The sequence below is a fragment of the Bartonella saheliensis genome (assembly GCF_902162175.1).
Genome location: NZ_LR607196.1, coordinates 74,889 through 98,391 on the forward strand (window position 1 = coordinate 74,889; position 23,503 = coordinate 98,391).

Here is a 23,503-nt window from a genome sequence, read left to right on the forward strand (position 1 = left end):
ATGAAAAGTTATTCTGTATTTTTGAGAAGTGTTTTTTCATGAGGGGGTTGCTTATCTGTATGTTTATCGCTGTCTTTAAACAAATTTTCTGCCTTTTCGAGAACAGATCCAAGATCTTTTGGGAGTATTTCCCAAACTTTTTGTCCCAGCGAATCTAAAATAGGTCTTGTTTTGGCATTTTTTAACCAGTCTGCTTGGTGCTCGGGTTTAATAAGTGCATTAATCAGCAACATACCGATGACCATAATCAGTAAACCGCGAAGTGCTCCAAAAATAAAACCAATAGTACGGTCAAGGATACCAATTCGGCTATCAATAATAAAATCGGAGATCTTCATTGTAATAATCGAAGTAATGATAAGAACAATAATAAAAATTGTAACCAATGTTGTGATCAATGCAATCATTTTATTAGAGAAATATTGTTCAAAGAAAGGCAAGACAGGTTTGAATAAAAACAGTGTCGTAACAGCTGCGATTGCCCAAGAAATCAACGATAACACTTCACGTGAAAATCCTCGAAGCATAGCAAGAAAAGCGGACAACAGGATGATGACTACGACAATTCCATCAAGGATTGTTATGATCATTTGTTTGTTCCTTATACATAAAGTTGTGTTCTTTAAATCTGTGTGCAAATATATTTTTGTTAGGTCATTTTTTATTCTTATAGCAAGGATATTTTGTATTTTATAGCGTTTTTTCTATATTATCTTTCCCGTGGTGTAGACCATTTTTTACTTGCGGTAAGAGTGGCAACGAGTTCGGGAAGGTCGGAGAAAGTTTTTTGCTGAAAATTGAGTGACTTCATCATTTCGGTTGTTGTTGTGGGATGAAATGCCCCCTGAAATCCGAGTTTTTTTGCTTCATTGATGCGTTGTGCCGAATGTGCAACAGCACGAGTAGCTCCTGAAAGACTAACTTCACCAAAATATACATAATCCGTTGGCAAAGGGATATTGGCAAGAGAAGAGACCAAAGCAGCGGCTACAGCTAAATCAGCAGCGGGTTCTGATATACGATATCCCCCCGCCACATTCAGATAGACATCATGCTGTCCAAAACGAATGCCACAATGGGCTTCTAAAACGGCGAGAATCATAGAAAGACGATTTCCATCCCATCCGACAACCGCACGTCTTGGTGTTCCAAGAGAAGAAGGAGCAACAAGCGCTTGAATTTCTACCAATATCGGTCGTGTTCCTTCCATACCTGCAAAAACAGCTGCACCTGGTGCTTTTTCATTGCGTTCTCCTAAAAACAATTCAGATGGATTGATTACTTCCCGTAATCCTTTATCAGACATTTCAAAAACACCAATTTCATCCGTTGGTCCGAAACGATTTTTTACAGTTCTAAGAATGCGATAATGGTGTCCTCCTTCACCCTCAAAATAGAGAACACCATCAACCATATGTTCAACGACCCGCGGGCCAGCAATTTGCCCATCTTTTGTTACATGACCAACAAGAACAACAGCGGCTCCCGTTTTTTTGGCAAAGCGGATCATTGCTTGAGCACCAATACGCACTTGTGTGACGGTACCAGGTGCTGAATCTGCTGTATCTGACCATAAGGTTTGAATCGAATCGATAATGACCATATCGAGGTTTTTATGCTCGCTTAAGGTTGCAAGAATATCTTCAACATTGGTTTCAGCAGCAAGTTTTACCTCTGTATTATGAGCGCCAAGCCTTTGTGCACGCAAACAAATTTGCGCAATAGCCTCTTCACCTGAGACATAGATAACATGATGTCCTTTGCGTGATAAAGCAGCTGCTGTTTGTGTAAGCAATGTTGATTTTCCAATACCTGGATCTCCACCAACAAGGAGTGCTGATCCACGGACAAATCCCCCACCAGTAACACGATCAAGTTCAGCAATACCAGAATGAATACGTGGAGCATCTTGGATATCTCCAGAAAGAGATGTAAGGGCGACGATGCGTCCTTTACGAGCATTCTGTTTAGGACCACTTCCTATGCCGCCATTTATATTTTCTTCAATAAGGGAATTCCATTCTCCACAGGCGCTACATTTCCCTGCCCAACGGGAATGGACGGTTCCACAATTTTGACAGATAAATTGAATACGGCTGCGTGCCATGATAACTTAACCAATTTGTTCTGGAAGATAATTGCTATCTGCCAGATCACTAAAGCGTGTAAAGTCAGATTGAAAGGCAAGGGATACGATTCCTGTGGGGCCATGACGCTGTTTTGCCACAATAACATCAGCTTTCCCCATAATTTTATCCATTTCATCTTGCCATTTTGTATGTTCAAGAGTACCCAGTTTAGGTTCTTCATTTTTGAAATAATATTCTTCACGATAAACAAATAGAACGATGTCGGCATCTTGCTCGATAGAACCAGATTCACGTAAATCGGAGAGTTGTGGTCGTTTATCTGTTCTGTTTTCGACTTGGCGCGAAAGTTGTGACAGAGCGATAATAGGAACATTCAATTCTTTCGCTAATGCTTTTAATCCTGTGGTAATTTCTGTGATTTCTTGAACACGATTTTCTGATGAACGTTTTGAACTGCTTGTCATGAGTTGGATATAATCAATAAACAAGACATCTAAACCATGTTGTCGCTTAAGACGCCGCGCGCGAGCCGCCAGTTGTGTAATTGATATTCCTCCAGTTTGATCAATATAAAGGGGGGCCTTTTGGAGTTGGTTTACCGCACGAATAATTTTTGAAAATTGTTCATCTGAAATGTTCCCCCGTCGAATATCAGAAGAAGAGACTTCTGTTTGTTCAGAAATAATACGTGTCGCAAGCTGTTCTGAGGACATTTCAAGGGAGAAGAATCCTACAATACCGCCTTCATTTTCTTGCGTATTACCATTATGATTATAAGCACTGGCAATATTAAAGGCAATATTGGTAGCCAGTGAGGTTTTCCCCATACCAGGGCGTCCTGCGAGGATAATGAGGTCAGATGCTTGTAATCCCCCCATTTTTTCATCAAGTGTTTTAATATGGGTAGCTATCCCTGATAATTGCGAAGAACGCTGCTTCGCAGCACTTGCCATATCGAGTGCTTTTTTGACAGCCACATTAAAGTTCTCAAATCCGCCTCCATATTTTCCTTTTTCTGCGAGCTCAAATAACTGATTTTCAACAGTTTCAATTTGTTGGGTAGGCGTAAGCTCTACAGGAGCATCAAAGGCTGTATTGACGACTTGAGTTCCAAGATTAATCAGAGAACGACGGATAAAAAGGTCGTAAATAACGCGTCCATAATCTTCAGCGTTAATAATGGTGATGGCCTCTTTAGACAAGCGAACAACATATTGGTATACAGTAAGATCTCCAATTTTCTTTTCCATTTGGATATGGGGTTTGATTGTAACCGGATCTACATGTTTGCCTGTTTTTATAAGTTGAGATAAAACAGCATAAATCTCTTGATGCAATGGTTCAAAAAAATGTTCTGGTTTTAGAAAATCCGAAACGCGGTCCAGAGAATCATTGTTGATAAAGATGGCACCAAGTAATGCTTGTTCAGCTTCAATATTATGCGGAAGTTGACGAAAAGAAGAAGAATCTTCTTTTTTCGAAGAGCTGATATTAACAACGCTAGTTTCTTCCATAAATTTTTCCCACTAAAATTCCAAGTCTAGCGACTTTAAGCGATAAATTTAAAATCGTACATTAGAAGAATAGAGCTACAAAGCTTCATTTTAAGTTAAAATCATATAATTTTTAAAAACTCTTTTCTAATTATTCATTTATCATTTGTGTGTTATTAATATAACACGCGTTCCGTATATTCTACTTTTATAATATGTGATTTTTTAAGTGGAAGTTTCGGTACTCTAAATTTAAGTATTTTGAAGTTATGTGATCTTACAATTCTAATACCGGTGTGGGTGGAATGGCATTTTATAATTAAAATCAGATCACGTGAAGATATCATTAACTTACCACTCATACAAAATTCACTCTTAAGAGTGGAGCTTTAAATTATTTTTTGCTTTTATGCTGGAGAAGCAAAAGCATTTCTCCTTATTGCTGTTATCATTTCTGGTATGGGATGTTCTTATATAATATATTTCTAATTTTTCATAAAAATTAGATTTTTTACATATAAAAACCATAAAATACTCAGCTTTAAGGCATGAGTATTTTATGAGCAATATTTTAAATATAATCAAAGAGATAAAACAGAAAGAAAAAGGAGCAATTAAGCTTCTTGATGAGAACTGTTTATATCGTTATCATTAATTTCTTCTGCCAATAATTCTTCCTGATTTTCTTCTAATATTTCTTCTTTAATATCATCTATTTTTTCAGAAGAAGTAAGCGTTTCACCTTCTGCTTGGCGTTGAGCTTCACTAGTAGAACGTGCAACATTAATAATCACAGAAATTTGAACTTCAGGATGGAGGCTAAGAGTAATCGTATGAAGACCGATCATTTTTATTGGATGATTAAGTTCAATTTGATTTCGCCCAATAGAAAATCCTTCATCTGTTATGATTTCAGCAATATCACGCGTTGACACAGATCCATAAAGTTGTCCTGTTTCACCAGCAGAACGAACAGCAATAAATGATTGGCCATCAAGTTTTTCAGCAATTTTTTGTGCTTCACTTTTGCGTTCAAGATTACGTGCCTCAAGTTGTGCACGTTGGATCTCAAAATATTTTTTATTTGCGTCATTTGCGCGTAAAGCTTTCCCTTGAGGTAAGAGAAAATTACGTGCATAACCATCTTTCACTGAGACAATATCACCCATCTGACCAAGACGAGGAATGCGCTCAAGTAGAATAATATCCATAGTTTTTCCTTTCGAACAAATAAATTTAGGGAAGTTTTTTGTGTGATTGAAAGTTGTATTGAATAGCAGCCCAAATACCCATCAAAAGCATCATGAAAGAAACAGGTGGGAAAAAAACGACAGTTAAAATAGCAATATAAACAAGAGAAAGTATAATAACCCGACCGCTAACCCCTTTTGTAATATTATGAAAATAGGCTAAACCGCTAATTGATATGATGACAGTATAGGCAGAGCTAAAGACAAATGTACCCAAATTGAGAGAATCGCTCAATTCAGTCATTGATGCGATAGAGGTGAGGATGAAAATAACAATTCCAGAAATTGGAAGGCGAAGAGTTTTGCTCCAGTCATCTCGAGGTCTTTTCAACCACTTCATATATTGGGCTGTTATCATTGAAAAATAAAGATTACCAATGAGAAAAATCAAACTATAAAATACCAGAGCAATAGCTGCTAAAGTTGCAGCATGTGCCATTAAAAATTCACTAAAATTAAGCATATTAGCTTCTTGTAATGACGGCAATTGTTGTAGAGCTTGTGCAATGTTTTCAATGACTTTTTTTGCAATGAGAGGGGTGTTTGGACTGGTTTTCACATAGAGCCCGATGAAGGTGACTATAAGAGCAATAAAGTTGGTTAAATGAAAAATAACGGATGATAATGGGTACCATATCAACGTGTTTTCTTTTTGCGCTGGTCGTGCCAATCCAATAAGCCAAGAGGCATAAACAGCAGGAAGAAAAAATAATAGCATAAGCCCAAGAGCAATATGGATATCCGTGGCAATGAAAAGAACAACAGTTGCACTTATTAAGGCAACGAAGCTGGCAAATGTTCCTTGACCGAATGCAACAATAAAAATTGGCAATGAAAAAAAACAGCCAAGAAAAAAAGAAAAAAAGGGAGCGATATTAGCAACACTAATAATTGCCATTCCTATCACAACAGCAAACAATCCCGCCAAAACACCGGTTAATATCTCATAAGTACGATTTTTTGTCATTTATTGCTGTCCTGCTTTCTGCAGTTAGAGGCATGTTGATCCCTCAACTTTTACATTTAATAGCTTAACATAGGATACAATAAGCTATTTTTCTAAACCATAGAAGAAAAGCAACTGAAGAATTTCTCCAGTTGCAAAGTGTTTTGATCGTTTATTTTATAACGTATGGAAGTAAGCCTAAAAAGCGAGCACGTTTGATAGCATTAGCTAATTCACGCTGTTTTTTCTGACTAACAGCCGTAATTCGTGAAGGAACAATTTTTCCACGTTCAGAAATATAACGTTGTAATAATTTGATATCTTTATAATCAATTTTAGGCGCATTAGCCCCTGAAAAAGGACATGTTTTACGACGACGATGAAAAGGGCGACGTGCAGAGTTTTGATTCGTATCAGTCATCATTCTACCTCTTCCATAGCATTTTCACGTTGACGACGTGGGGAGCGAGAGCGCTCTTCATCCTGACTAGCGTGCGTATTGCGATCAAGGTGTGAAAGCATTGCAGATTTTTCCTTTTCGTGTTTTTCTACACGAATGGTCATATAGCGCAAAATATCTTCATTGATTCGCATCTGACGCTCCATTTCAGCAATTGCAGCAGCTGGTGCATCAATATTAACCAAGACATAATAAGCCTTACGGTTTTTACGAATACGATAAGCAAGAGGACGAAGTCCCCAATTTTCTGTACGCCCAACTTTTCCACCGTACGTTTCAATGACACCTTTGTAAAGGCTCAAAAGTTCATCAACTTGCTGCGGTGCAATGTCTTGTCGGGCAAGGAACATATGTTCATAAAGAGCCATTGTTTTGCCTTTCTTCAATTAAATCTCACCGGTTTTAGCGCAAAGCCTCTGCGACTTGTCTTTTTGGGAAACCCAAAGAAGAAAGGACGCGTTTACAATTTGAGACATCTCAGAGCGGAGACACGGGAGGCCGGAAACATTGTATTTCCTACTGATATTTTACAGCCCTCCGTTCAACCTCCAGCTAAATGCCGGCAACGAATACCTCGTATCTACAGGTTATCCTTCAAAATAGCAAGTTTATATACATAAAAAAAATGGATTTATTAAATCTTGATATATTTTCAGTATATTTGCTTCTTCTATTAAAGAGAGAGTGCTGAAACATAGATAAAGGAGAAAAAAATGAATTTTTTAAACCAGATTGATGTTACGCTCTTTAAGATGTTTGCCGGCAACCATCAGTCTTGGTCAATTTTAATTTTGTTGAGTATTTTTTGTGCAAAGTTTTTAATTTACATTATTCCTCTTCATCTTTGTCTGTTGTGGTTTTGCGGTGGGGAAAGGGAACGATGTGTTGTGCTAAGCATTTGCGTGAGCATTTGTACTGCTCTTTTTATAGGTTATCTCATTTCTCTCATTTATTTTCATCCACGCCCATTCGTTGTAGGGTTGACGACACCACTGATTAAACATCGTGCAACAGCTTCTTTTCCTAGTAATCATGCCTTGACCATTGCATCTTATACAGCAAGCTTTTATTTTTACCAATACAAAGGTACTTTTAAATTTGCTGTGGTATTTTTATGCTTGATCTGTTGGGCACGAATCTTTGTGGGGGTACATTATCCCTTTGATATTTTAGCAGGCACAATTTTAGGAAGTCTTATAAGTTTGGGGGTTATTCAGTTTATAGCTCCATATTTTCCTAAGTTTTTATATCAAATTCCACCCTTAAAATATAATTTTAAGAGAGATATTCGTTCTAAATAAAGCACTTTATCTTGACTTTCTGCGGATGAATAAGGTCAAAAGAAAGTAATTTAATGGCACAATTTTAGGAGTCGATGAATGGGTGCAGCTTTTATTTTTCCGGGGCAAGGGAGTCAACTTGTTGGGATGGGAAAGGCGCTTGCAGAGCAATTTTGTGTGGCGCGAATGGTTTTTGAGGAAGTTGATGATGCTTTGGGTGAAAAATTATCAGAGATTATTTTTGAAGGACCAACAGATGTTTTAACGTTAACAGCCAATGCACAACCAGCATTAATGGCTGTATCCATGGCTGTCATTCGTGTGATGGAACATTTAGGACTTCGTATAGAAGCAAAGGTAAAGTTTGTCGCCGGTCATTCTTTAGGTGAATATTCAGCTCTTTGTGCTGCTGGTACATTCAGTCTCACAGATACGGCAAGGCTTTTGCGCATTCGTGGCAATGCCATGCAGGCCGCTATTCCAGTTGGTAAAGGCGCTATGGCAGCACTTATTGGTTTGGAAGAGAACGTTGTGGAAGAAATTTGTGAAACTGTTTCTGTAGAAGGGTTATGCCAGATTGCCAATGATAATGGTGGTGGGCAAATTGTTATTTCAGGTGAAGTAAAAGCCGTTGAGACAGCGGTAGAAATTGCATCAACAAAAGGTGCAAAACGCGCACTGCTTCTTCCGGTTTCTGCACCTTTTCATTCGTCTTTAATGCAGCCTGCGGCGGATGCCATGAAGAAAGCGCTTTTGACTGTTAACAAAGCAGCCCCTATTGTTCCTTTGATTGCTAATGTTTCTGTTGCACCAGAAAGTGATCCTGAGCGCATTGCTACACTTCTTGTTCAACAAGTAACGGGGAGGGTGCGGTGGCGTGAAACAATAGAGTGGATCGGTTCTCATGGGGTTGATACGCTTTTTGAAGTTGGTTCTGGAAAAGTATTAACAGGTTTAACGCGTCGTATTAACAAGGATATAAAGGGGATAAAGATTGAAACAGTTGATGAAATAGAATCAGCGCTAGGAATGCTTGGCGTTTAATCTATGAAGGAGTTAAAAAAAATGTTTAGATTAACAGGACGTAAAGCTCTTGTAACAGGGGCATCAGGAGGAATTGGTGAGGCAATTGCACGTTGTTTCCATGCACGAGGAGCCATTGTCGGACTTCATGGAACACGTGAAGATAAGCTTAAAGAAGTGGCCGCAGAATTAGGACAGAATGTTTTTGTATTTCCCGCTAATCTTTCTGAACGTCAATCGATTAAACAATTGGCTGAAGTTGCAGAAAAAGAAATGGATGGCGTTGATATTTTGGTTAACAATGCGGGAATCACGAGGGATGGTCTTTTTGTGCGTATGCAAGATAAAGACTGGGATGATGTCTTAGAAGTTAATCTAACAGCAGCTTCTCTTTTGACGCGTGAATTAGTGCATTTTATGATGCGTCGTCGTTATGGCAGGATTATTAATATTACATCTGTTGTTGGTGTTGTGGGCAATCCTGGGCAGACGAATTATTGTGCTGCAAAAGCAGGCTTGATAGGTTTTTCTAAAGCATTGGCACAAGAAATTGCTTCACGCAACATTACGGTCAATTGTATTGCTCCGGGATTTATTAAATCAGCCATGACAGATAAGCTTAATGAAAAGCAAAAAGAAGTCATTATGGCTGCGATTCCAATGAAGCGTATGGGGAGCGGGCAAGAAATAGCCACAGCTGCTGTGTATCTAGCGAGCGATGAAGCAGCCTATATGACAGGTCAGACACTGCATATTAATGGTGGAATGGCAATGATTTAAGTATTTTCTTGTATTCCACATTGATTTATAAGCTGTATTATTTTAGATAGTAACGATTGAAATGGAAAGATGCACTATTTCTTTAACATGGTCGTTGATCAATTGATGTCGGAATGTCAGATTGGTTCATTTTGTAGGGGATATCCACAGGATGTTTTAAATCATTGCTAAAATCTTTTAAAGAAATACATCTATTGCTTGATTAGATGAGCCGATATAGTTAACCAAATTATAGGAAAATATAAATTCGAGGATTTCAACATGAGTGATACAGTAGAGCGCGTTAAAAAAATTATTGTGGAACATCTTGGAGTTAATGCTGATAAAGTCGTAGAAAATGCGAGCTTTATCGATGATCTAGGGGCTGATAGCCTTGATACAGTTGAACTCGTTATGGCTTTTGAAGAAGAGTTTGGTGTAGAAATTCCAGATGAAGCTGCTGAAACGATTTTCACAGTTGGTGATGCAGTTAAGTTCATTGATAAAGCTTCTGCATGATGATTAAAGGGCAAAGGCATTTATTGCTTTTGCCTGTATTCTTCGGAGTTCTTTTGAAGAGAGAGCTTTGAGAGCTGAAGTTTAGTCCAAGGTTAGAAGTTATGAGACGTGTTGTTGTTACTGGTTTAGGATTGGTATCTCCACTGGCTGGTAATATTGAATATAGTTGGAAACGGCTTCTTGAAGGAAGAAGTGGTGTTCGGCGCATTACTGAATTTGATGTGTCCGATTTGCCATGCCAAATTGCAGCGCGCATCCCCTTAGGCGATGGAACAGAGGGGACCTATAATGCTGATTTGTATATGGAACCTAAAGAGCAACGAAAAGTTGATGCATTTATTGTTTATGCTATGGCTGCTGCTAATCAAGCACTTACAGATGCTGAATGGTTTCCTAAGAGTGATGAAGATCAGATTTGTACAGGGGTATTAATTGGTTCGGGAATTGGAGGGATTGAGGGCATTGTTGAAGCAGGTTATACGCTTCGTGATAAAGGTCCGCGCCGTGTTTCTCCTTTTTTTATTCCAGGTCGTTTGATTAATCTTGCTTCTGGTTATGTGTCTATTCAATATGGTTTACGGGGACCTAATCATTCGGTTGTGACAGCTTGTTCGACAGGAGCACATGCGATTGGTGATGCGGCGCGTTTGATTATGTTTGGTGATGCAGATGTTATGGTGGCAGGGGGGACCGAATCTCCGATAAATCGGATATCTCTTGCGGGCTTTTCTGCTTGTAGAGCTCTTTCTACTTGTCGCAATGATGAACCTGAACGGGCCTCACGTCCTTATGATGCTGATCGTGATGGTTTTGTGATGGGGGAGGGAGCGGCGGTTGTTGTTTTAGAAGAGCTGGAGCATGCCAAAAGGCGAGGAGCGCGTATTTATGCTGAGGTTATCGGTTATGGTTTATCGGGTGATGCTTACCACATTACAGCGCCTGCAGAAAGTGGTGAAGGGGCTCAGCGGAGTATGATGGCCGCTCTTAAGCGAGCGCAAGTGAATGTAAGTGAACTTGATTATATTAACGCCCATGGGACATCAACGATGGCTGATTCCATAGAGCTAGCAGCTGTTGAGCGTGTTTTAGGGAATTATGCACCACAAGTTTCTATGTCATCAACGAAATCTTCTATTGGGCATTTGCTTGGTGCAGCTGGTGCTGCTGAGGCTATTTTTTGTGTTTTAGCTATACGAGATAATATAGCACCAGCGACGCTTAATCTTGACAATCCATCGATTGAAACAAAAATCGATCTTGTTCCGCATAAACCACGTGAACGAAAGATTGATACGATTCTTTCCAATTCTTTTGGATTTGGTGGGACAAATGCATCGTTGGTGATGCGACGTTTTAGGGGATGATAAGTATTTTCATTTAATTTCTGCTTTTGAATTTTTACCTTTATTATAAGGTGTGTGGAAAATTATAATATTGTCCTTAATTGCTATTGAGGGGTTATGTCCGGTGTGAAAAATCGAACATCATTAAAGGACGTAAACGGTTCCTCTTCGAATCATTGAGCAGATAGTTGTGGCATGTTAACGCATAGAAAACAAAAGAAATCGTCTACCGTCCGTAATCCTTTGGTTATTCTTGGTCATTTTTTTCTCATGCTGATTGTGATTATTCTTTTCGGCGTAAGTATTCCTCTTTATATTGGAAAAAGTGTTTTTGAAGAAAAGGGAAAAATTGAGGAAGAACAAGTTCTTCTTATCCATCCGGGAACAGGAATTCGTGAAATTGCTTCATTGCTAGAAAAACGTGGTTTCATTCGATCATCAGATATTTTTGTTTATGGGGTTGGTTATCACAAAAATACAAGCCACTTAAAGGCTGGTGAATATTTAATTCCAGCTCATTCTTCAATGCACGATATTATGGATATTCTTGTGAAAGGAAAATCCATTGAGTATACATTTACAGTACCAGAAGGTTTAACGGTTCAGCAAGTTTTCGATCGATTAGCGGCAAATGAAATTTTGATTGGGGACCTTCCAAAAGTTTTGCCTCCAGAGGGTTGTTTAATGACGGATACGGTTCGCTTTATTCGGGGAACAACACGGAAAGAAATTATAAACAGATTGCGCGAAGGACAGAAGAAATTAATTCATACGATATGGGCTACGCGTTCACCTGATTTACCTATTAAATCAATTGATGAATTTGTCATATTGGCTTCAATTGTTGAGAAAGAAACCGGAGTTGCCTCAGAGAGACCAATGGTTGCTGCGGTATTTTATAACCGTCTTGCAAAGCATATGCGTCTTCAATCGGATCCAACGGTCATTTATGGTCTCTTTGGAGGGAAAGGAAAACCATCGGGTCGTGCAATTTACCGTTCAGATCTTGAGAAGGAAACACCCTATAATACTTATAAAATTAATGGGTTGCCTCCAACCGCTATTGCAAATCCAGGTCGCGATTCGTTGAAGGCGGTAGCACATCCACCAAGCAGTGATGCGCTTTATTTTGTTGCTGATGGTTCAGGAGGGCATGTTTTCTCTCGCACCTTAGAGGAACATAATATAAATGTTCGCAAGTGGCGAGAATTAAAGGCAAGACATTGATTTATAATGATATCACATCTTTTTACATCGTAAACAAGAGCCCAAAATAGAGTAAGATTTTTCACCTTAACCTGACGAGAATAATAAAAAATCATTTTCCTGTATGTTACAATTGGAATTAGCGTATAGATACAAAATATTTAAGAAAGAAATTGATATATTTTATGATAAATTTCTTTAATGAAAGTACAAAATAGCCTGGAGAACTGCTAAAAAAATAATTAATTAGAGAAAAGATTGGGATAATGTACCATTCAAATTTTGAAGAAAAATTTATAAACAAAGTAGAGTGATGTAATGACAGTCTTTGAAAGTGAATTGAATACGATAAAAACAAATCAACGCCGCGGTTTTTTATTTATTCTCTCTTCACCTTCAGGGGCTGGTAAATCAACAATTTCTCGGTTGCTTTTAAAAGATGGACGATTAGAGCTTTCTGTTAGTGTGACTACAAGGAAAAAGCGTCCTAGTGAAGTAGATGGACTCCACTATCACTTTATTTCAAAGGAAGAATTTGAATATAAACGTGATAGAGATGAATTGATTGAGTGGGCAGAAGTTCATGGAAATTATTATGGCACGTTACGTGAAACTGTTGAAAATGCATTGAGTGCTGGTCGTGATATGTTATTTGACATTGATTATCAAGGCACCAAGCAGATGCAAAAAAAGATGCCAAGAGATACGGTGTCTGTTTTTATTCTTCCCCCCTCAATGAAAGAGCTTATTTCGCGTTTACATCGTCGAGCAGAAGATAGTCAAGATATCATCAATTTACGATTGGAAAATGCACGAACGGAGCTAACGCATTGGCATTATTATGATTATATTGTGATTAATGAAGATTTAGATCAGTCTTTATCTGTTATTAAATCGATTTATTTAGCCGAAACAGTAAAACGTGAGCGCTGTGCTTTTCTTGGCCCTTTTATTGATGAGCTTATTGCTGAAAAGCTTGATAAGCGCCTTTATTAAAAAATAGCATAATAAAAGGTATATTTTTTAGGGTACGAGATGCGCTAAAGTTATAAATTCAGAAATTGAAAGTGTTTCAGCGCGACGTGTTCCATCAATTCCAGCTTTTTTTAAAAGCATTTCACCTCCGAGTGTTTTAAGATTTTGACGAAGCATTTTTCGCCTTTGTCCAAAAGCGGTTTTTGTAACAAAGCTTAGTTTTTGCGCAGAGCAGACAAGAGGTTGAGTTCGTGGAATGATATGAACAACGGAAGAAGTGACTTTAGGCGCTGGTATGAAGGCTTGAGGAGGCACATCAAAAGCAATTTTAGCTGTAGTACGCCAGCCAGCTAAGACACTAAGACGTCCATAATGAGGAGACTGAGGTTTGGCCGTAATTCGTTTGGCAACTTCACGTTGAAACATCAATGTCATGGACTCATAAAATGGAGGCCATGGTTCCATTAACAGCCAATTTAGTAAGAGTTGTGTTCCAATGTTATAAGGAAGATTAGCAATAATGCGTGGTTTTTTTAAAGATTTTTCAAAGAGTTTTGAGAAATCTTGTTTTAGTGCATCATTACAAATAATTTTTAATTTGTTCGGATAATGCTTTTCTATTTCTAAGAGGGCTGGTATGCAGCGCTCATCACGCTCTATTACTGTTACAATCGCGCCCTTTGCTAGCAAGGCACGCGTAAGCCCTCCAGGACCAGGACCAATTTCAAGAACAGGTTTTCCTTCGATATTTCCTGCTTGATGAGCAATTTTAGTTGTTAAATTCAGATCAAAAAGGAAATTTTGTCCCAAAGACTTATGGGCTTGTAACCCATATGTATTAATGATCTCACGCAGAGGAGGGAGATTATCTATTGGCATGGTATCGAATTATTTTTTGCAAGTTGATTTGCAAGTTTAAGAGCTGCAATAAAGCTTTCAGGAGAGGCTATCCCTTTATCAGCAATATCAAAAGCAGTCCCGTGATCTGGAGACGTACGAATGAAAGGGAGACCTAAGGTGACATTAACGGTGGTATCAAAATCTAATGTTTTAACAGGGATAAGAGCTTGATCATGATACATGCAAAGAGCAACATCATATGTTTTTCTTGCGCATTCGTGGAACATTGTATCGGCAGGAAGCGGACCTGTAATATTGAGTCCTTTCTTTTTAAGATATTCAATAGCAGGCGTGATCACTTCAAACTCTTCTTTTCCCATTGTACCTTCTTCTCCAGCATGAGGATTAAGACCAGCGATAGCAAGCCGAGGTGACGTTATTTTAAATCGTGTTTTTAAGTCACATTCAGTAATGAAGGCCGTTTGAATGATTAAATGACGGGTCAGTTGTGAAGGAACATCTTTAAATGGAATATGAACAGTTATTGGGACTGTTTTTAATCGAGGTCCTGCTAACATCATAACGGGATGATAAGATTTATGAAAAGCTTTATGGGCCAAATCGGCTAAAAATTCTGTATGACCTGGAAATTGAAAACCGGCATCGTAAAGATTCTTTTTGGCAATAGGACAAGTAACCAACGCACAAGCATGTCCACTTTGAATCAATTGAACAGCGCGTTCAATGGCCTCAATGATTCCAGCAGCATTATTTGCAGAAGAACAATCTAATTGATGACTTTGTTTATTTTTTAAGGGTATAACAGGAAGAGCGTTTTGAAAATTTTTGACAGGATTGGTGTTTAAAACAGATTCAACCTCAACATCCATCTGTAAAAAACGAGCGCGCGAACGAATAACATCTGGATCAGCGATGAGCACAAAAGGCGGAACTTGGCGGGTAATACGCAAATTCCACGCTTTTAGAGCTATTTCAGGACCTATTCCGGCAGGATCACCACCACTAACAACAAGAGCAGTCATTATTGAATACGTGCGGCGTGCCGCAATTCTTCTAAGTATTTTTCGCTTAATTCTTCAAGTTTTTTTGGGCTTCTGTTTTTATTATCTTGAAGAGAAAATATTAGCCGAGCGACATAATCGTCAGATACCCTTTTTATTTTGCAAACAGCAATTGCTTCGATTCCATCAGATGTTTCTTGTAATTTTGTCATTTTTCCAGCAGGTGTTGCAAGAATAGCTTGCTCCCATGCACTGGGAAGCTGAGGTTCCAGAAACTTTCCTAAGTTGCGGATTGTAACATCTAAAATACCTCTTGCTTGATTGTGAGAATTTGCACACCCACGGAAATGTGCGCGGAAATTGCTTGCTTCTCTTTGACGTCTTTCAAAGATTTCTGAACGACGATGTGCAGGAATAACAAAAACAATGCGCTGTAATGTATATTCGTTTGTTGAAGGTTTAACACCACCATTTTTTAATATTCTGCGTACAGCTTCTTGTTCGCTAATCATCCCCATTTGAGCTTGATAGCGTGCGCTAACAAGACGCCCCCATCCTATTTGTCCACGGATGTAATCTTTGAAATGTTGCACAGTAATATCATTTTGGATCAGAATCTGATTGAGCTGATCAATTGTCATATTATTTTGCGTTGCAAAGTTCTCAAAAGCTTTATCAACCTCATCATTGCTGACCTCAACATTACGGCGTTTTATTTCAATATTTTTTAGCTCTTCGTCAATAAGTTCTTTTTTAGCTTGTGCTACCAAATTTCCTTGCTTTTGTTGCAGTCTGAGAAATGCAACACGCCTTTGTATATCATAACTTGTGATAGGATTACCATTAACTGTAACAACAATAGTCGTCTGCGCAAAGGCTGGCGGAATCAAAAATTCATTTATAAGCAGACTGCTTACGCTCAAAGACGTAATACAAAATAAAGCAAGAACACGCTTTTTCAATTTATTCATGTAAATAAGCTTTCGCATTGTTTATTAATTCTCATCAATAACTTAAACTATACGCTTTCTTTCATAAAAACAATAATAAGTTAAATTGCTTATACATTCTCTTTATAAATTTGAATCTATCTTTTTTCCGATATCTGCGATTGTACGCAATGAAAGAGAGAAATTAAAGTTCTGCAAAGGTGTTTTTCTTCCCGGATTCATTACCTGTTGATAACCGAATGTGACCCCAAAACATTCATCCGCATAATTCAAGCTAATTCCTCGTTTTATAAATGTGTGAGATACGAGATCATAACCGGCGTTGCTATTAATGGACCAATAGTCTGCCAGTTTAAAGCCTGTTTGAAAAGAAATTTCTCGACGCTCTTGTGGATATTCGTAATTCGGTTGGCTTGCGATATAAGCATATTGTACAGAAGCCCAAAAATTTTTCCACCTTTGTGATGCTTCAATTTCACTACGACGGATTTTTCCTGTTTTTTTGTCAAAGCGTCCGCGCGTTTCTAAGGAAAAACCGTTCGTATGGGTTGCACCAAACATTGCAACATAGTCTGAACGTTTTGCCTCTAAGCTAGAATGAATACCGACATTAACAAGGTCTTTTTCTGCAAAAGAATTCTTTCCTGCCAGATGAAAGGATTGTCCAATAAGGCCATACAGAGACCAATTGTTATTAAAGCTTCCAGAATATCTTAAACCTATATTGGCTCTTGTCCCACCTTCTACACGATCATAACCAGAAAATTTATCTCGTTGAAAGAGAGTGGTTGCATCAAAGACAAAGCTTTGTGCATCTTCATTAGGAAGTTGTCCAATATATTGTTCATTATTGCGTATAAAAATTTGTGCGGTTGGTTCTATAATATGTGTAGAATGAGCGGCTGTAATAAGGAAGGGATAGCGTGCCTCTAACCCTGCTGTTGCCATGCCACGAATTTTTGAGCCGTGAATTACGGATAAAGCATTGTTTTCTTCAGAAGCAGCATGATTTTCTTGTCCATTGACTGTAAGGATATCGGCCCGTAAAGAGAGAAGGGGAGTTAATATGAGTCCATTGTGCGTGTTAAAGCGCTTTTTCCACTGAATCTCATTTGTTAAACGCAAACTATTTCCAGCTATACCGGAAAGTCGTACAGTATTGAGAGGATTTTTGTTCCAGTTGGGTGAAGTGAAGTCGGCATGGCGTCGGTAAATTGATTGTATATTGCTATGAAAGGTAAGCTCTCCATTATAAATAGGCTCATCTGGTGTAAAAGAATAATCGATGCGTGGTAGAACCCATGCTTGCTGAGAGTGACGTCTATAATGAGGATCATTCAATATCGAATCTTGGATTTTAAAATGGTAAAAACGCATGTCAAAATAGTTTTTTCCTGCAAGACCATTCAGGTAGATCTGAGAAAGTTGTGTAGGATTGCTATAGTTTTCAAGTTTATAGGCACGACTAAAATGCCGATCGGATTGTGCAAGAATATCCCATCCATAAGTCCAGTGTGAATTAATACGAAAGTCCCCCTTTGTCGCCAGCATATAACGGTTTTTCTGCTGTGCATCAATTGTATCATTATCAAATCTATGTGGTTTCATTTGATAGATATGAGCAAAGCGAATGTTATAACTGCCCATTTTTAAACGTTGACGCCATTCTCCTTCGGTTAAAAGCCCTTGTTGAGTATAAACCGTAGAAGAAAGCGTAAAATCATAATGAGGAGCGAGATTCCAGAAATAAGAATTCTTCATCCCCATACCAAGATAATCAGTATAGAAAAAATGAGGTGTAAGCAGACCACTAGCACGCCTAACAGTTGGATCATAGAGTTCAAAATTTGGAAATTTTATAATTGGTACACCAAAAACTTCAAAACTGCTATTTTCAAACCGAATTTTTTTAACGCTATTATTCCATATAATCTTTCTGGCTTTAATCTTCCATAGGACCTCTCTATCTGGTTTATAAGAGCATGGTTCACAGGCTGTATAGGTTGCATTTTCAAAGATTGTTACTTGATTGTTTTGGCGTGTAGCATTTTGAGCAGAAAAGTGCACATTATTGGCTGTATCAATCCGTAAGGCATTTACAAACCCCTCGCCAAGATCTTTGGTCATATCAATTTGATTAGAATAAATTTTATTTCCATCTTTTTGAGTAATTTCAACATTTCCTTGTGCAATAAGCCGTCCTGTTTTTTGGTTGTAAATGATTTTTTGAGCGACAACTTTATTGCCATCATATTCAACTTGGACATTCCCCTGTGCAGAAACAGTGTTTTCATCACGATTATAGATGAGTTCATCCGCAGAGAGTAAAAGAGGACGCTCTAAGTTTTGAACGCGACTTTGGGGCGGCGACATAAGGCTTTGGGCGTGTGCACAATAAGGCAACGCTCCCCCTAAAATAACCGCCATAACACCTCTAAAAGCGAGAGCACTTAATTTTATTAAAATAACTTTCTTACGCGTTAATGCTTTCACTTAGCCGTCCTCTTTATGAAGTAAAAAAGAGATTCCCAAGAATAATGCAATAACAACAGGTGTCCAAGCGGCAATAATTGGTGGAATATATCCAGCATTACCAAAAGCTTGAACGAGTACAGAAATAACGTAAAGCATAAATCCAGCGATCACACCACCAAGAATCAACGTTCTAGATTGCCCAAAACGCGTAAAATTTAAAGATACAGTTGCTGCAATGAGAGTCATTGCTACAAGCAATGCCGGTAAGGCAATCAAAGATTGTAAATACATATCAAAATTATTAGCAGAATAGCCAAATGAACGTGCGATCATAATTTTTTTAGGCAATTGGTAAAATGGAATAGTTGCGGGATTCACTAAACGTTCCGTTAAAAATTCAGGTTTTAGATTGGTTTTTATTTTCAATTCGGTAAATTTTTCAGGAGGATGCCCTATTTTATAGATTGTGCCATTTGTTAAGAACCAAGCGCCATCGGTCAAGGTTGCTTTTGGGGTATTAATCCAGTTTTTGACTGTTGCATCATCTTTATATTGTACAAAGGTTGCATCGAGAAGAGAAGGTCCTTGATCAGTAATAAATTTAGCACCAATGGTTGTTCTGCCTAAATCTGTATGCTGTGTTAACCAGTGGATACGGGTATTATGAAGAGATGTTAGGATATTATTATTGCGCCATTCAGTCATTATTTTCTCTGCTTGAGAAAACCCCCATGCAGCGAGTGGATTAATGAGAAAAACCGATAATAATCCTAAAAGAAAAGCTCCCAAACAAGCAGGCATAAGAAATTGCCATGCAGAAATACCGATTGAGCGGGTTACGACAAGTTCAAGCTTTTTGTTAAGCGAGATAAGCGTTGCCATTGCAGAAAAGAGTGCAATAAAAGGGATAAGTTGTTGCATAATAAAAGGGATACGTAAAACAGAGAGGAGAAATGCATCTTTTGCCGTATAATGTGGAAGGGAAGGTAGCCTCCCAGAATTTTCTGTAAAATCGATTAAAAGAGCAAGGACCAAAATACCCCCCCAAAAATAACACGTTATTTTAAGGTAACGTATAAAAAAATAGCGTCCAAGTATCCATCCAATCATGATATTTTATCTCGCGAATCTTGAGTTCCCCGATGTTTAAATTTGTTCACTACTTTTTGAAAAATGATTTGAAATCCCTCATTAAATTTTGCTGGGAGTCCAATTTTATGATTCGTTAAAAGCATAAAAAAGATAAATATACTTGTTCCTATGGGTGTAATATAAAGGAAAGGGATATATGCAAGATTGTTTTTCGCTTTTTCGGCGAAAAAATACCCTATCCAATAGACCATAAAAGAAAGAGCAATCGCTAAGAAATTTGCTAAATGGCGTGTTTGTCGATGAGAGCGTACATTTCCTGTTGCTGCTAATGCAATAAGTGAAAAAACGATTGGATAGAGCCATTGCGTTAGACGGCGGTGAAACTCCGCTTTATATTGGAGCGGTTTTCGTTGATAGTAGGGATCCTTTGGGTCAGGGTTTTGTAAATAAGAAAGAGACCGATCTTTTGGATAAAGAGTAGGTGTTTTATCACTGGGAATAAATTCCCCTAGGCTAAAGGTATATGCGCTAAATTGAACGATTGAAACGCTATTATTTTGATGGTTGACCCTTTCTATTTCACCGTTATTGAGGATTAAAAAACGACCGTTTTGATTATTTATAATGGAGGCTTTTGTTGCATAATAAAAAAGATCCATTTTAGGGTCACGCTGGTCAGCAATAAAAAGACGTTCAAGTGTTCCGTTTGGATTCCGTTCCCCAATTTCTATGTAAAGGTTATTGGCAAGTTTTTGAAAGCTTCCTTCATTAATAAACAGATTAATAAGATCAAAATGGGCATTTGCTAGCATTTGTCGCATATGAAGACGCGCTTGAGGAACAACAAAATTAGCAATAAAAAAGGAGATACATGATGCAGCAATAGCAAGAAGGAGAATAGGTTTCCAAATAGTCCTTCTAGGAAAACCAGAGGCATTAATGACAGCAAGTTCTGAGTCTTGATTCATTGCTGAAAGGACGGTTGTAACTGCGATCACTAATGCAAATGGAATGACAAGAAAAATAACAGAAGGAACGAGTGAAAGTGAAAATTGCAAAACTGTAAGGAGTGTTTGTTTACTTGTCGTGAGAAAATTTATCCGTGCAAGAATTTGCACTGTCCAACTAACGCCCACCGCTGCAATCATGACAGAACTAAACAAAACAAAGACACGTTTTAGGATGTAGAACTCAATAATATACATAAATTGGGAAACACCCTCAGTCTTTAATTAGATAGCAAATATTTTTACCGCTTTCGGTTAAAATGCAATAAAATAAAAAACATCCTTGCAGAGATTGGATATTTTTAGCAAAAAAATAATATAAAATTGCTCGTTAAATTCCCTTTAATTTTTTTCGCACATTATATTTTATTTTCCACGATAGTCTATAAGGATTCTGAAGAATAACTTAAATTTTTTTATTAACGTTGAAAATAAAAAAAAATATCTTTTAAAGTCACAAGCAAAAAGATAATGCACCTCAATTGAAAAAGAGGTTTATATCTTGAACCGTTTTCTCTTATATAAGGGATATAGAAGTTTCTCTAAAAAGATGTTCGCTTTATTTATAAAGAGTAATGAGGGTTTGAGAGGTTGGATATTTTATTCTATCATTTGACGCAATCAACGTTGAAAGATATTTTACCAACGCTTGTGGAGCGGGCGTTGGTTCGTTTTGGTAAGGTAACCATACAATGTGTGAGTAAAGAACAACGCGATTCTATAGATATGCATTTATGGGTTTATGCTGATGAATCATTTATTGGACATGGAACTGAGTGTGATCAATATTCAAAACTTCAGCCTGTATTTCTAACGACTGGACAAGACAATCCCAATGATTCAAAGATTCGTTTTCTCATAGAGGGAGCCGTTTGTTCGGATATTGATGCTTATCAACGTCTTGTTGTGCTATTTGATGGTAAAAATGATGAGCAGTTGAATCTTGCTCGAGCACAGTGGAAAAAATATAAAATGGAAAATCATAATTTAACGTATTGGCAACAGAGCGAAGATTGTCGTTGGGAAAAACAGATTTAATGCATCTCGTATCTTTTATTCTAATTTTTATAGGATTGGTAGGAATTGTAAATCCAGCACTTTTTATTGCGGAAGGATCAGGGGGAGGGCGTTGGGTTTTTGTTGTTATTTTTCTTTTAGGCATGCTAAAGATATGGTCTATAATAAAAAAAATGAAACGGCATGATGATGATTATTGATCGAATTTTGCTTGTTTTATGGGCTGTGATGTTAGCTTTTTTTTGCGTTTCGTGGTTAGGGACAACGCATATCCTATCAGGAATGTTTATTGTTGCTGATATGAGCAATATTGCGGATTTTTTATTTTTCTTTTTAAGTGCATTGTTTGCGGGAATATTGTGGTGGCGTATACCGCAACCCATGTCTTTAAAAATGAGACTGGCAGCGTTTTTTCTGCCAGTCCTTATTTTATTCTTCGTTACTATATTTTAGTTGGATATTTCGTCATCTGTAAATCCGACAAAACAAATCAGCGAAACAAAAGAAGCAAAAAGCAAATAATAGCCTATATAAGACGTATCAAAATGCTGCACCAAATATTCCGCAATGTAAGGTGCAAGAGAGGCACCTACGATACCAGATAAGTTAAAAGTAATGGAAGAACCTGTGTACCGAATAGCTGTTGGATATGGTGAAGCCAAAACAGCACCAAGAGGACTGTATATCATTCCCATGATAGACAAACCAATGACAGACATTGCAAGGACTCCTAAAACTCCAGAATCTAAGAAATAAGGAATTGCGAAAGAATAGATACCGGTGATGATTGTAACCCAAATCATCAAAGTTCTCCGTCTAATACGATCAGCGAGTCTTCCAGTAATGATCGTAAAAATTCCACAGAAAATAGCACCGACAATTTCGACTTGAAGAGCTTGATAATATGACAACTGCAAATGGTTTGTTGAATAGCTTAACAGATATGCAGTAACCAAGTAAAACAAAACAAATGTTCCCATACCAGAAAATATTCCAAGAAATAAGATTCGTGGACATTTTAAAAAGACATCGATGATAGGAACTTTGGCACGTTCTTTATTTTCAAGATTTTTTTTGAACTGAACAGTTTCATTGATTGAAAGACGAACCCATAATCCTATAATCATAAAAACAATCGAAGCAATGAAAGGGATGCGCCATCCCCAAGAGACAAGTGCATCATGATCAAGGAAGTATAAGAGACCTAAATAAACAGCAATGGATAAAAATAAACCGATAGGAACGCCTAATTGGGGAAACATTGCGTACCAGCCTCGCTTTTCTGGAGGGGCGTTTTCTGTTGCGAGCAAAACAGCTCCTCCCCATTCTCCTCCTAATCCCATTCCTTGTCCAATACGGCACAAAGTTAAGAGGAAGGGGGCAAACCATCCAGCGGTTTCATATGTAGGAAGAAAACCAATAATGACTGTTGAAAGCCCCATTGTAAGAAGAGAGGCGATAAGCGTTGCTTTTCTTCCAATTTTATCTCCAAAATGTCCAAAAACAACTGATCCAAAGGGCCGCGAAAAAAAGGCTGCTCCAAAGATCAGAAAAGATTGTAAAATGGCAATCTGATCATTTTGTGTTGGAAAAAACACATGAGGAAATATGAGTGCTGCAGCAGTAGCAAAGACATAGAAATCAAAGAATTCAATTGTTGGGCCAATAAGGCTTGCAAACAAAATGCGACGAGGAGAATTTCTGTTGCTTGTACCTTGCATTTCTAAGTTTATAGACATGAATAGAATGTCCCTTT

23 protein-coding genes and 1 pseudogene are annotated in these 23,503 nt (G+C 37.9%); 10 read left to right on the forward strand and 14 right to left on the reverse strand.

Annotated elements, in window-relative coordinates; genetic code table 11:
• Positions 1-8 precede the first annotated feature (8 nt).
• The 7 genes from FS875_RS01420 to rpsF all read right to left on the reverse strand — a co-directional run bounded on the left by FS875_RS01420 (position 9) and on the right by rpsF (position 6,607).
• The gene (locus tag FS875_RS01420) at positions 9-590 is read right to left on the reverse strand and encodes a CvpA family protein (RefSeq protein WP_144752020.1); all 582 of its coding nucleotides are present in this window, start codon (positions 588-590) and stop codon (positions 9-11) included.
• Between the two features lie 119 nt (positions 591-709).
• Complete coding sequence (gene radA, locus FS875_RS01425) at positions 710-2,107, reverse strand: DNA repair protein RadA (protein WP_144752023.1); 1,398 nt, start codon at positions 2,105-2,107, stop codon at positions 710-712.
• Positions 2,108-2,113: 6 nt separating this feature from the next.
• Positions 2,114-3,604: a replicative DNA helicase gene (locus FS875_RS01430; RefSeq protein WP_144752025.1), complete on the reverse strand. Its 1,491-nt coding sequence runs from the start codon at positions 3,602-3,604 to the stop codon at positions 2,114-2,116.
• Between the two features lie 593 nt (positions 3,605-4,197).
• Complete coding sequence (gene rplI, locus FS875_RS01435; RefSeq protein WP_144752029.1) at positions 4,198-4,794, reverse strand: 50S ribosomal protein L9; 597 nt, start codon at positions 4,792-4,794, stop codon at positions 4,198-4,200.
• 25 nt (positions 4,795-4,819) lie between these two features.
• Positions 4,820-5,800 carry a hypothetical protein gene (locus FS875_RS01440; RefSeq protein ID WP_144752032.1) on the reverse strand — a complete coding sequence of 327 codons (981 nt, stop codon included), beginning with the start codon at positions 5,798-5,800 and terminating at the stop codon, positions 4,820-4,822.
• A gap of 151 nt (positions 5,801-5,951) precedes the next feature.
• A complete protein-coding gene (rpsR, locus tag FS875_RS01445) occupies positions 5,952-6,200 on the reverse strand; it encodes a 30S ribosomal protein S18 (protein WP_005773744.1) in 249 nt (82 codons plus the stop codon).
• On the reverse strand, positions 6,200-6,607 hold the full coding sequence (gene rpsF, locus FS875_RS01450) for a 30S ribosomal protein S6 (protein ID WP_144752035.1): 408 nt from the start codon (positions 6,605-6,607) through the stop codon (positions 6,200-6,202). The genes rpsR and rpsF overlap by 1 nt, the downstream gene beginning before the upstream one ends.
• Before the next feature lie 345 nt (positions 6,608-6,952).
• On the opposite strand from rpsF, the gene FS875_RS01460 reads away from it, so the two are divergent.
• The 7 genes and pseudogenes from FS875_RS01460 (at position 6,953) to gmk (ending at position 13,365) form a co-directional block, all read left to right on the forward strand.
• Positions 6,953-7,540, forward strand: a complete 588-nt coding sequence (locus FS875_RS01460) for an undecaprenyl-diphosphatase (RefSeq protein WP_144752038.1) — start codon at positions 6,953-6,955, stop codon at positions 7,538-7,540.
• A gap of 78 nt (positions 7,541-7,618) precedes the next feature.
• Positions 7,619-8,563: an ACP S-malonyltransferase gene (gene fabD, locus FS875_RS01465; RefSeq protein WP_144752041.1), complete on the forward strand. Its 945-nt coding sequence runs from the start codon at positions 7,619-7,621 to the stop codon at positions 8,561-8,563.
• Positions 8,564-8,584: 21 nt separating this feature from the next.
• Positions 8,585-9,322, forward strand: a complete 738-nt coding sequence (fabG, locus tag FS875_RS01470) for a 3-oxoacyl-[acyl-carrier-protein] reductase (RefSeq protein ID WP_144752044.1) — start codon at positions 8,585-8,587, stop codon at positions 9,320-9,322.
• Positions 9,323-9,583: 261 nt separating this feature from the next.
• On the forward strand, positions 9,584-9,820 hold the full coding sequence (locus tag FS875_RS01475) for an acyl carrier protein (RefSeq protein WP_004860281.1): 237 nt from the start codon (positions 9,584-9,586) through the stop codon (positions 9,818-9,820).
• A gap of 101 nt (positions 9,821-9,921) precedes the next feature.
• Positions 9,922-11,184: a beta-ketoacyl-ACP synthase II gene (gene fabF / locus FS875_RS01480; RefSeq protein WP_139413037.1), complete on the forward strand. Its 1,263-nt coding sequence runs from the start codon at positions 9,922-9,924 to the stop codon at positions 11,182-11,184.
• Between the two features lie 96 nt (positions 11,185-11,280).
• Positions 11,281-12,390, forward strand: a pseudogene (mltG, locus tag FS875_RS01485) (endolytic transglycosylase MltG).
• Between the two features lie 297 nt (positions 12,391-12,687).
• Positions 12,688-13,365, forward strand: a complete 678-nt coding sequence (gene gmk / locus FS875_RS01490; protein ID WP_144752050.1) for a guanylate kinase — start codon at positions 12,688-12,690, stop codon at positions 13,363-13,365.
• Between the two features lie 27 nt (positions 13,366-13,392).
• Here gmk and rsmA read toward each other — a convergent pair whose 3' ends face one another.
• The 6 genes from rsmA to lptF form a co-directional block, all read right to left on the reverse strand.
• Positions 13,393-14,223, reverse strand: coding sequence for a 16S rRNA (adenine(1518)-N(6)/adenine(1519)-N(6))-dimethyltransferase RsmA (gene rsmA, locus FS875_RS01495; protein ID WP_144752053.1), 831 nt, complete (start codon positions 14,221-14,223; stop codon positions 13,393-13,395).
• Positions 14,214-15,227: a 4-hydroxythreonine-4-phosphate dehydrogenase PdxA gene (pdxA, locus tag FS875_RS01500; protein WP_144752056.1), complete on the reverse strand. Its 1,014-nt coding sequence runs from the start codon at positions 15,225-15,227 to the stop codon at positions 14,214-14,216. Before pdxA ends, rsmA begins: the two co-directional genes overlap by 10 nt.
• The gene (locus FS875_RS01505; protein WP_144752059.1) at positions 15,227-16,177 is read right to left on the reverse strand and encodes a SurA N-terminal domain-containing protein; all 951 of its coding nucleotides are present in this window, start codon (positions 16,175-16,177) and stop codon (positions 15,227-15,229) included. The genes pdxA and FS875_RS01505 overlap by 1 nt, the downstream gene beginning before the upstream one ends.
• Before the next feature lie 102 nt (positions 16,178-16,279).
• Positions 16,280-18,649, reverse strand: coding sequence for an LPS-assembly protein LptD (locus FS875_RS01510; RefSeq protein ID WP_144752062.1), 2,370 nt, complete (start codon positions 18,647-18,649; stop codon positions 16,280-16,282).
• The gene (gene lptG / locus FS875_RS01515) at positions 18,650-19,741 is read right to left on the reverse strand and encodes an LPS export ABC transporter permease LptG (RefSeq protein WP_144752065.1); all 1,092 of its coding nucleotides are present in this window, start codon (positions 19,739-19,741) and stop codon (positions 18,650-18,652) included.
• Entirely contained in the window at positions 19,738-20,928 is a 1,191-nt protein-coding gene (gene lptF, locus FS875_RS01520; protein ID WP_144752068.1) for an LPS export ABC transporter permease LptF, read from the reverse strand. The genes lptG and lptF overlap by 4 nt, the downstream gene beginning before the upstream one ends.
• Before the next feature lie 393 nt (positions 20,929-21,321).
• Here lptF and FS875_RS01525 point away from each other — a divergent pair, with 393 nt between their 5' ends.
• From FS875_RS01525 to FS875_RS01535, 3 genes are read left to right on the forward strand one after another with little or no spacing between them, the layout of a single operon-like run.
• A complete protein-coding gene (locus tag FS875_RS01525; RefSeq protein WP_144752071.1) occupies positions 21,322-21,768 on the forward strand; it encodes a DNA polymerase III subunit chi in 447 nt (148 codons plus the stop codon).
• Positions 21,768-21,947, forward strand: coding sequence for a hypothetical protein (locus tag FS875_RS01530; RefSeq protein WP_144752074.1), 180 nt, complete (start codon positions 21,768-21,770; stop codon positions 21,945-21,947). The genes FS875_RS01525 and FS875_RS01530 overlap by 1 nt, the downstream gene beginning before the upstream one ends.
• Positions 21,937-22,200: a hypothetical protein gene (locus FS875_RS01535; protein WP_144752221.1), complete on the forward strand. Its 264-nt coding sequence runs from the start codon at positions 21,937-21,939 to the stop codon at positions 22,198-22,200. Before FS875_RS01530 ends, FS875_RS01535 begins: the two co-directional genes overlap by 11 nt.
• Here the strand turns inward: FS875_RS01535 and FS875_RS01540 are convergent.
• Positions 22,197-23,486: an MFS transporter gene (locus FS875_RS01540; RefSeq protein ID WP_144752077.1), complete on the reverse strand. Its 1,290-nt coding sequence runs from the start codon at positions 23,484-23,486 to the stop codon at positions 22,197-22,199. The two genes, FS875_RS01535 and FS875_RS01540, sit on opposite strands and share 4 nt — an antisense overlap.
• Positions 23,487-23,503: the final 17 nt, after the last annotated feature.

Excerpts from the sequence above, each read along its gene's own strand:
- FS875_RS01420 (WP_144752020.1), bottom strand. The coding sequence starts at position 590 with ATGATCATAACAATCCTTGATGGAATTGTCGTAGTCATCATCCTGTTG.
- radA (WP_144752023.1), bottom strand. The coding sequence starts at position 2,107 with ATGGCACGCAGCCGTATTCAATTTATCTGTCAAAATTGTGGAACCGTC.
- FS875_RS01430 (WP_144752025.1), bottom strand. The coding sequence starts at position 3,604 with ATGGAAGAAACTAGCGTTGTTAATATCAGCTCTTCGAAAAAAGAAGAT.
- rplI (WP_144752029.1), bottom strand. The coding sequence starts at position 4,794 with ATGGATATTATTCTACTTGAGCGCATTCCTCGTCTTGGTCAGATGGGT.
- FS875_RS01440 (WP_144752032.1), bottom strand. The coding sequence starts at position 5,800 with ATGACAAAAAATCGTACTTATGAGATATTAACCGGTGTTTTGGCGGGA.
- rpsR (WP_005773744.1), bottom strand. The coding sequence starts at position 6,200 with ATGACTGATACGAATCAAAACTCTGCACGTCGCCCTTTTCATCGTCGT.
- rpsF (WP_144752035.1), bottom strand. The coding sequence starts at position 6,607 with ATGGCTCTTTATGAACATATGTTCCTTGCCCGACAAGACATTGCACCG.
- FS875_RS01460 (WP_144752038.1), top strand. The coding sequence starts at position 6,953 with ATGAATTTTTTAAACCAGATTGATGTTACGCTCTTTAAGATGTTTGCC.
- fabD (WP_144752041.1), top strand. The coding sequence starts at position 7,619 with ATGGGTGCAGCTTTTATTTTTCCGGGGCAAGGGAGTCAACTTGTTGGG.
- fabG (WP_144752044.1), top strand. The coding sequence starts at position 8,585 with ATGTTTAGATTAACAGGACGTAAAGCTCTTGTAACAGGGGCATCAGGA.
- FS875_RS01475 (WP_004860281.1), top strand. The coding sequence starts at position 9,584 with ATGAGTGATACAGTAGAGCGCGTTAAAAAAATTATTGTGGAACATCTT.
- fabF (WP_139413037.1), top strand. The coding sequence starts at position 9,922 with ATGAGACGTGTTGTTGTTACTGGTTTAGGATTGGTATCTCCACTGGCT.
- gmk (WP_144752050.1), top strand. The coding sequence starts at position 12,688 with ATGACAGTCTTTGAAAGTGAATTGAATACGATAAAAACAAATCAACGC.
- rsmA (WP_144752053.1), bottom strand. The coding sequence starts at position 14,223 with ATGCCAATAGATAATCTCCCTCCTCTGCGTGAGATCATTAATACATAT.
- pdxA (WP_144752056.1), bottom strand. The coding sequence starts at position 15,227 with ATGACTGCTCTTGTTGTTAGTGGTGGTGATCCTGCCGGAATAGGTCCT.
- FS875_RS01505 (WP_144752059.1), bottom strand. The coding sequence starts at position 16,177 with ATGAATAAATTGAAAAAGCGTGTTCTTGCTTTATTTTGTATTACGTCT.
- lptG (WP_144752065.1), bottom strand. The coding sequence starts at position 19,741 with ATGATTGGATGGATACTTGGACGCTATTTTTTTATACGTTACCTTAAA.
- lptF (WP_144752068.1), bottom strand. The coding sequence starts at position 20,928 with ATGTATATTATTGAGTTCTACATCCTAAAACGTGTCTTTGTTTTGTTT.
- FS875_RS01530 (WP_144752074.1), top strand. The coding sequence starts at position 21,768 with ATGCATCTCGTATCTTTTATTCTAATTTTTATAGGATTGGTAGGAATT.
- FS875_RS01535 (WP_144752221.1), top strand. The coding sequence starts at position 21,937 with ATGATTATTGATCGAATTTTGCTTGTTTTATGGGCTGTGATGTTAGCT.
- FS875_RS01540 (WP_144752077.1), bottom strand. The coding sequence starts at position 23,486 with ATGTCTATAAACTTAGAAATGCAAGGTACAAGCAACAGAAATTCTCCT.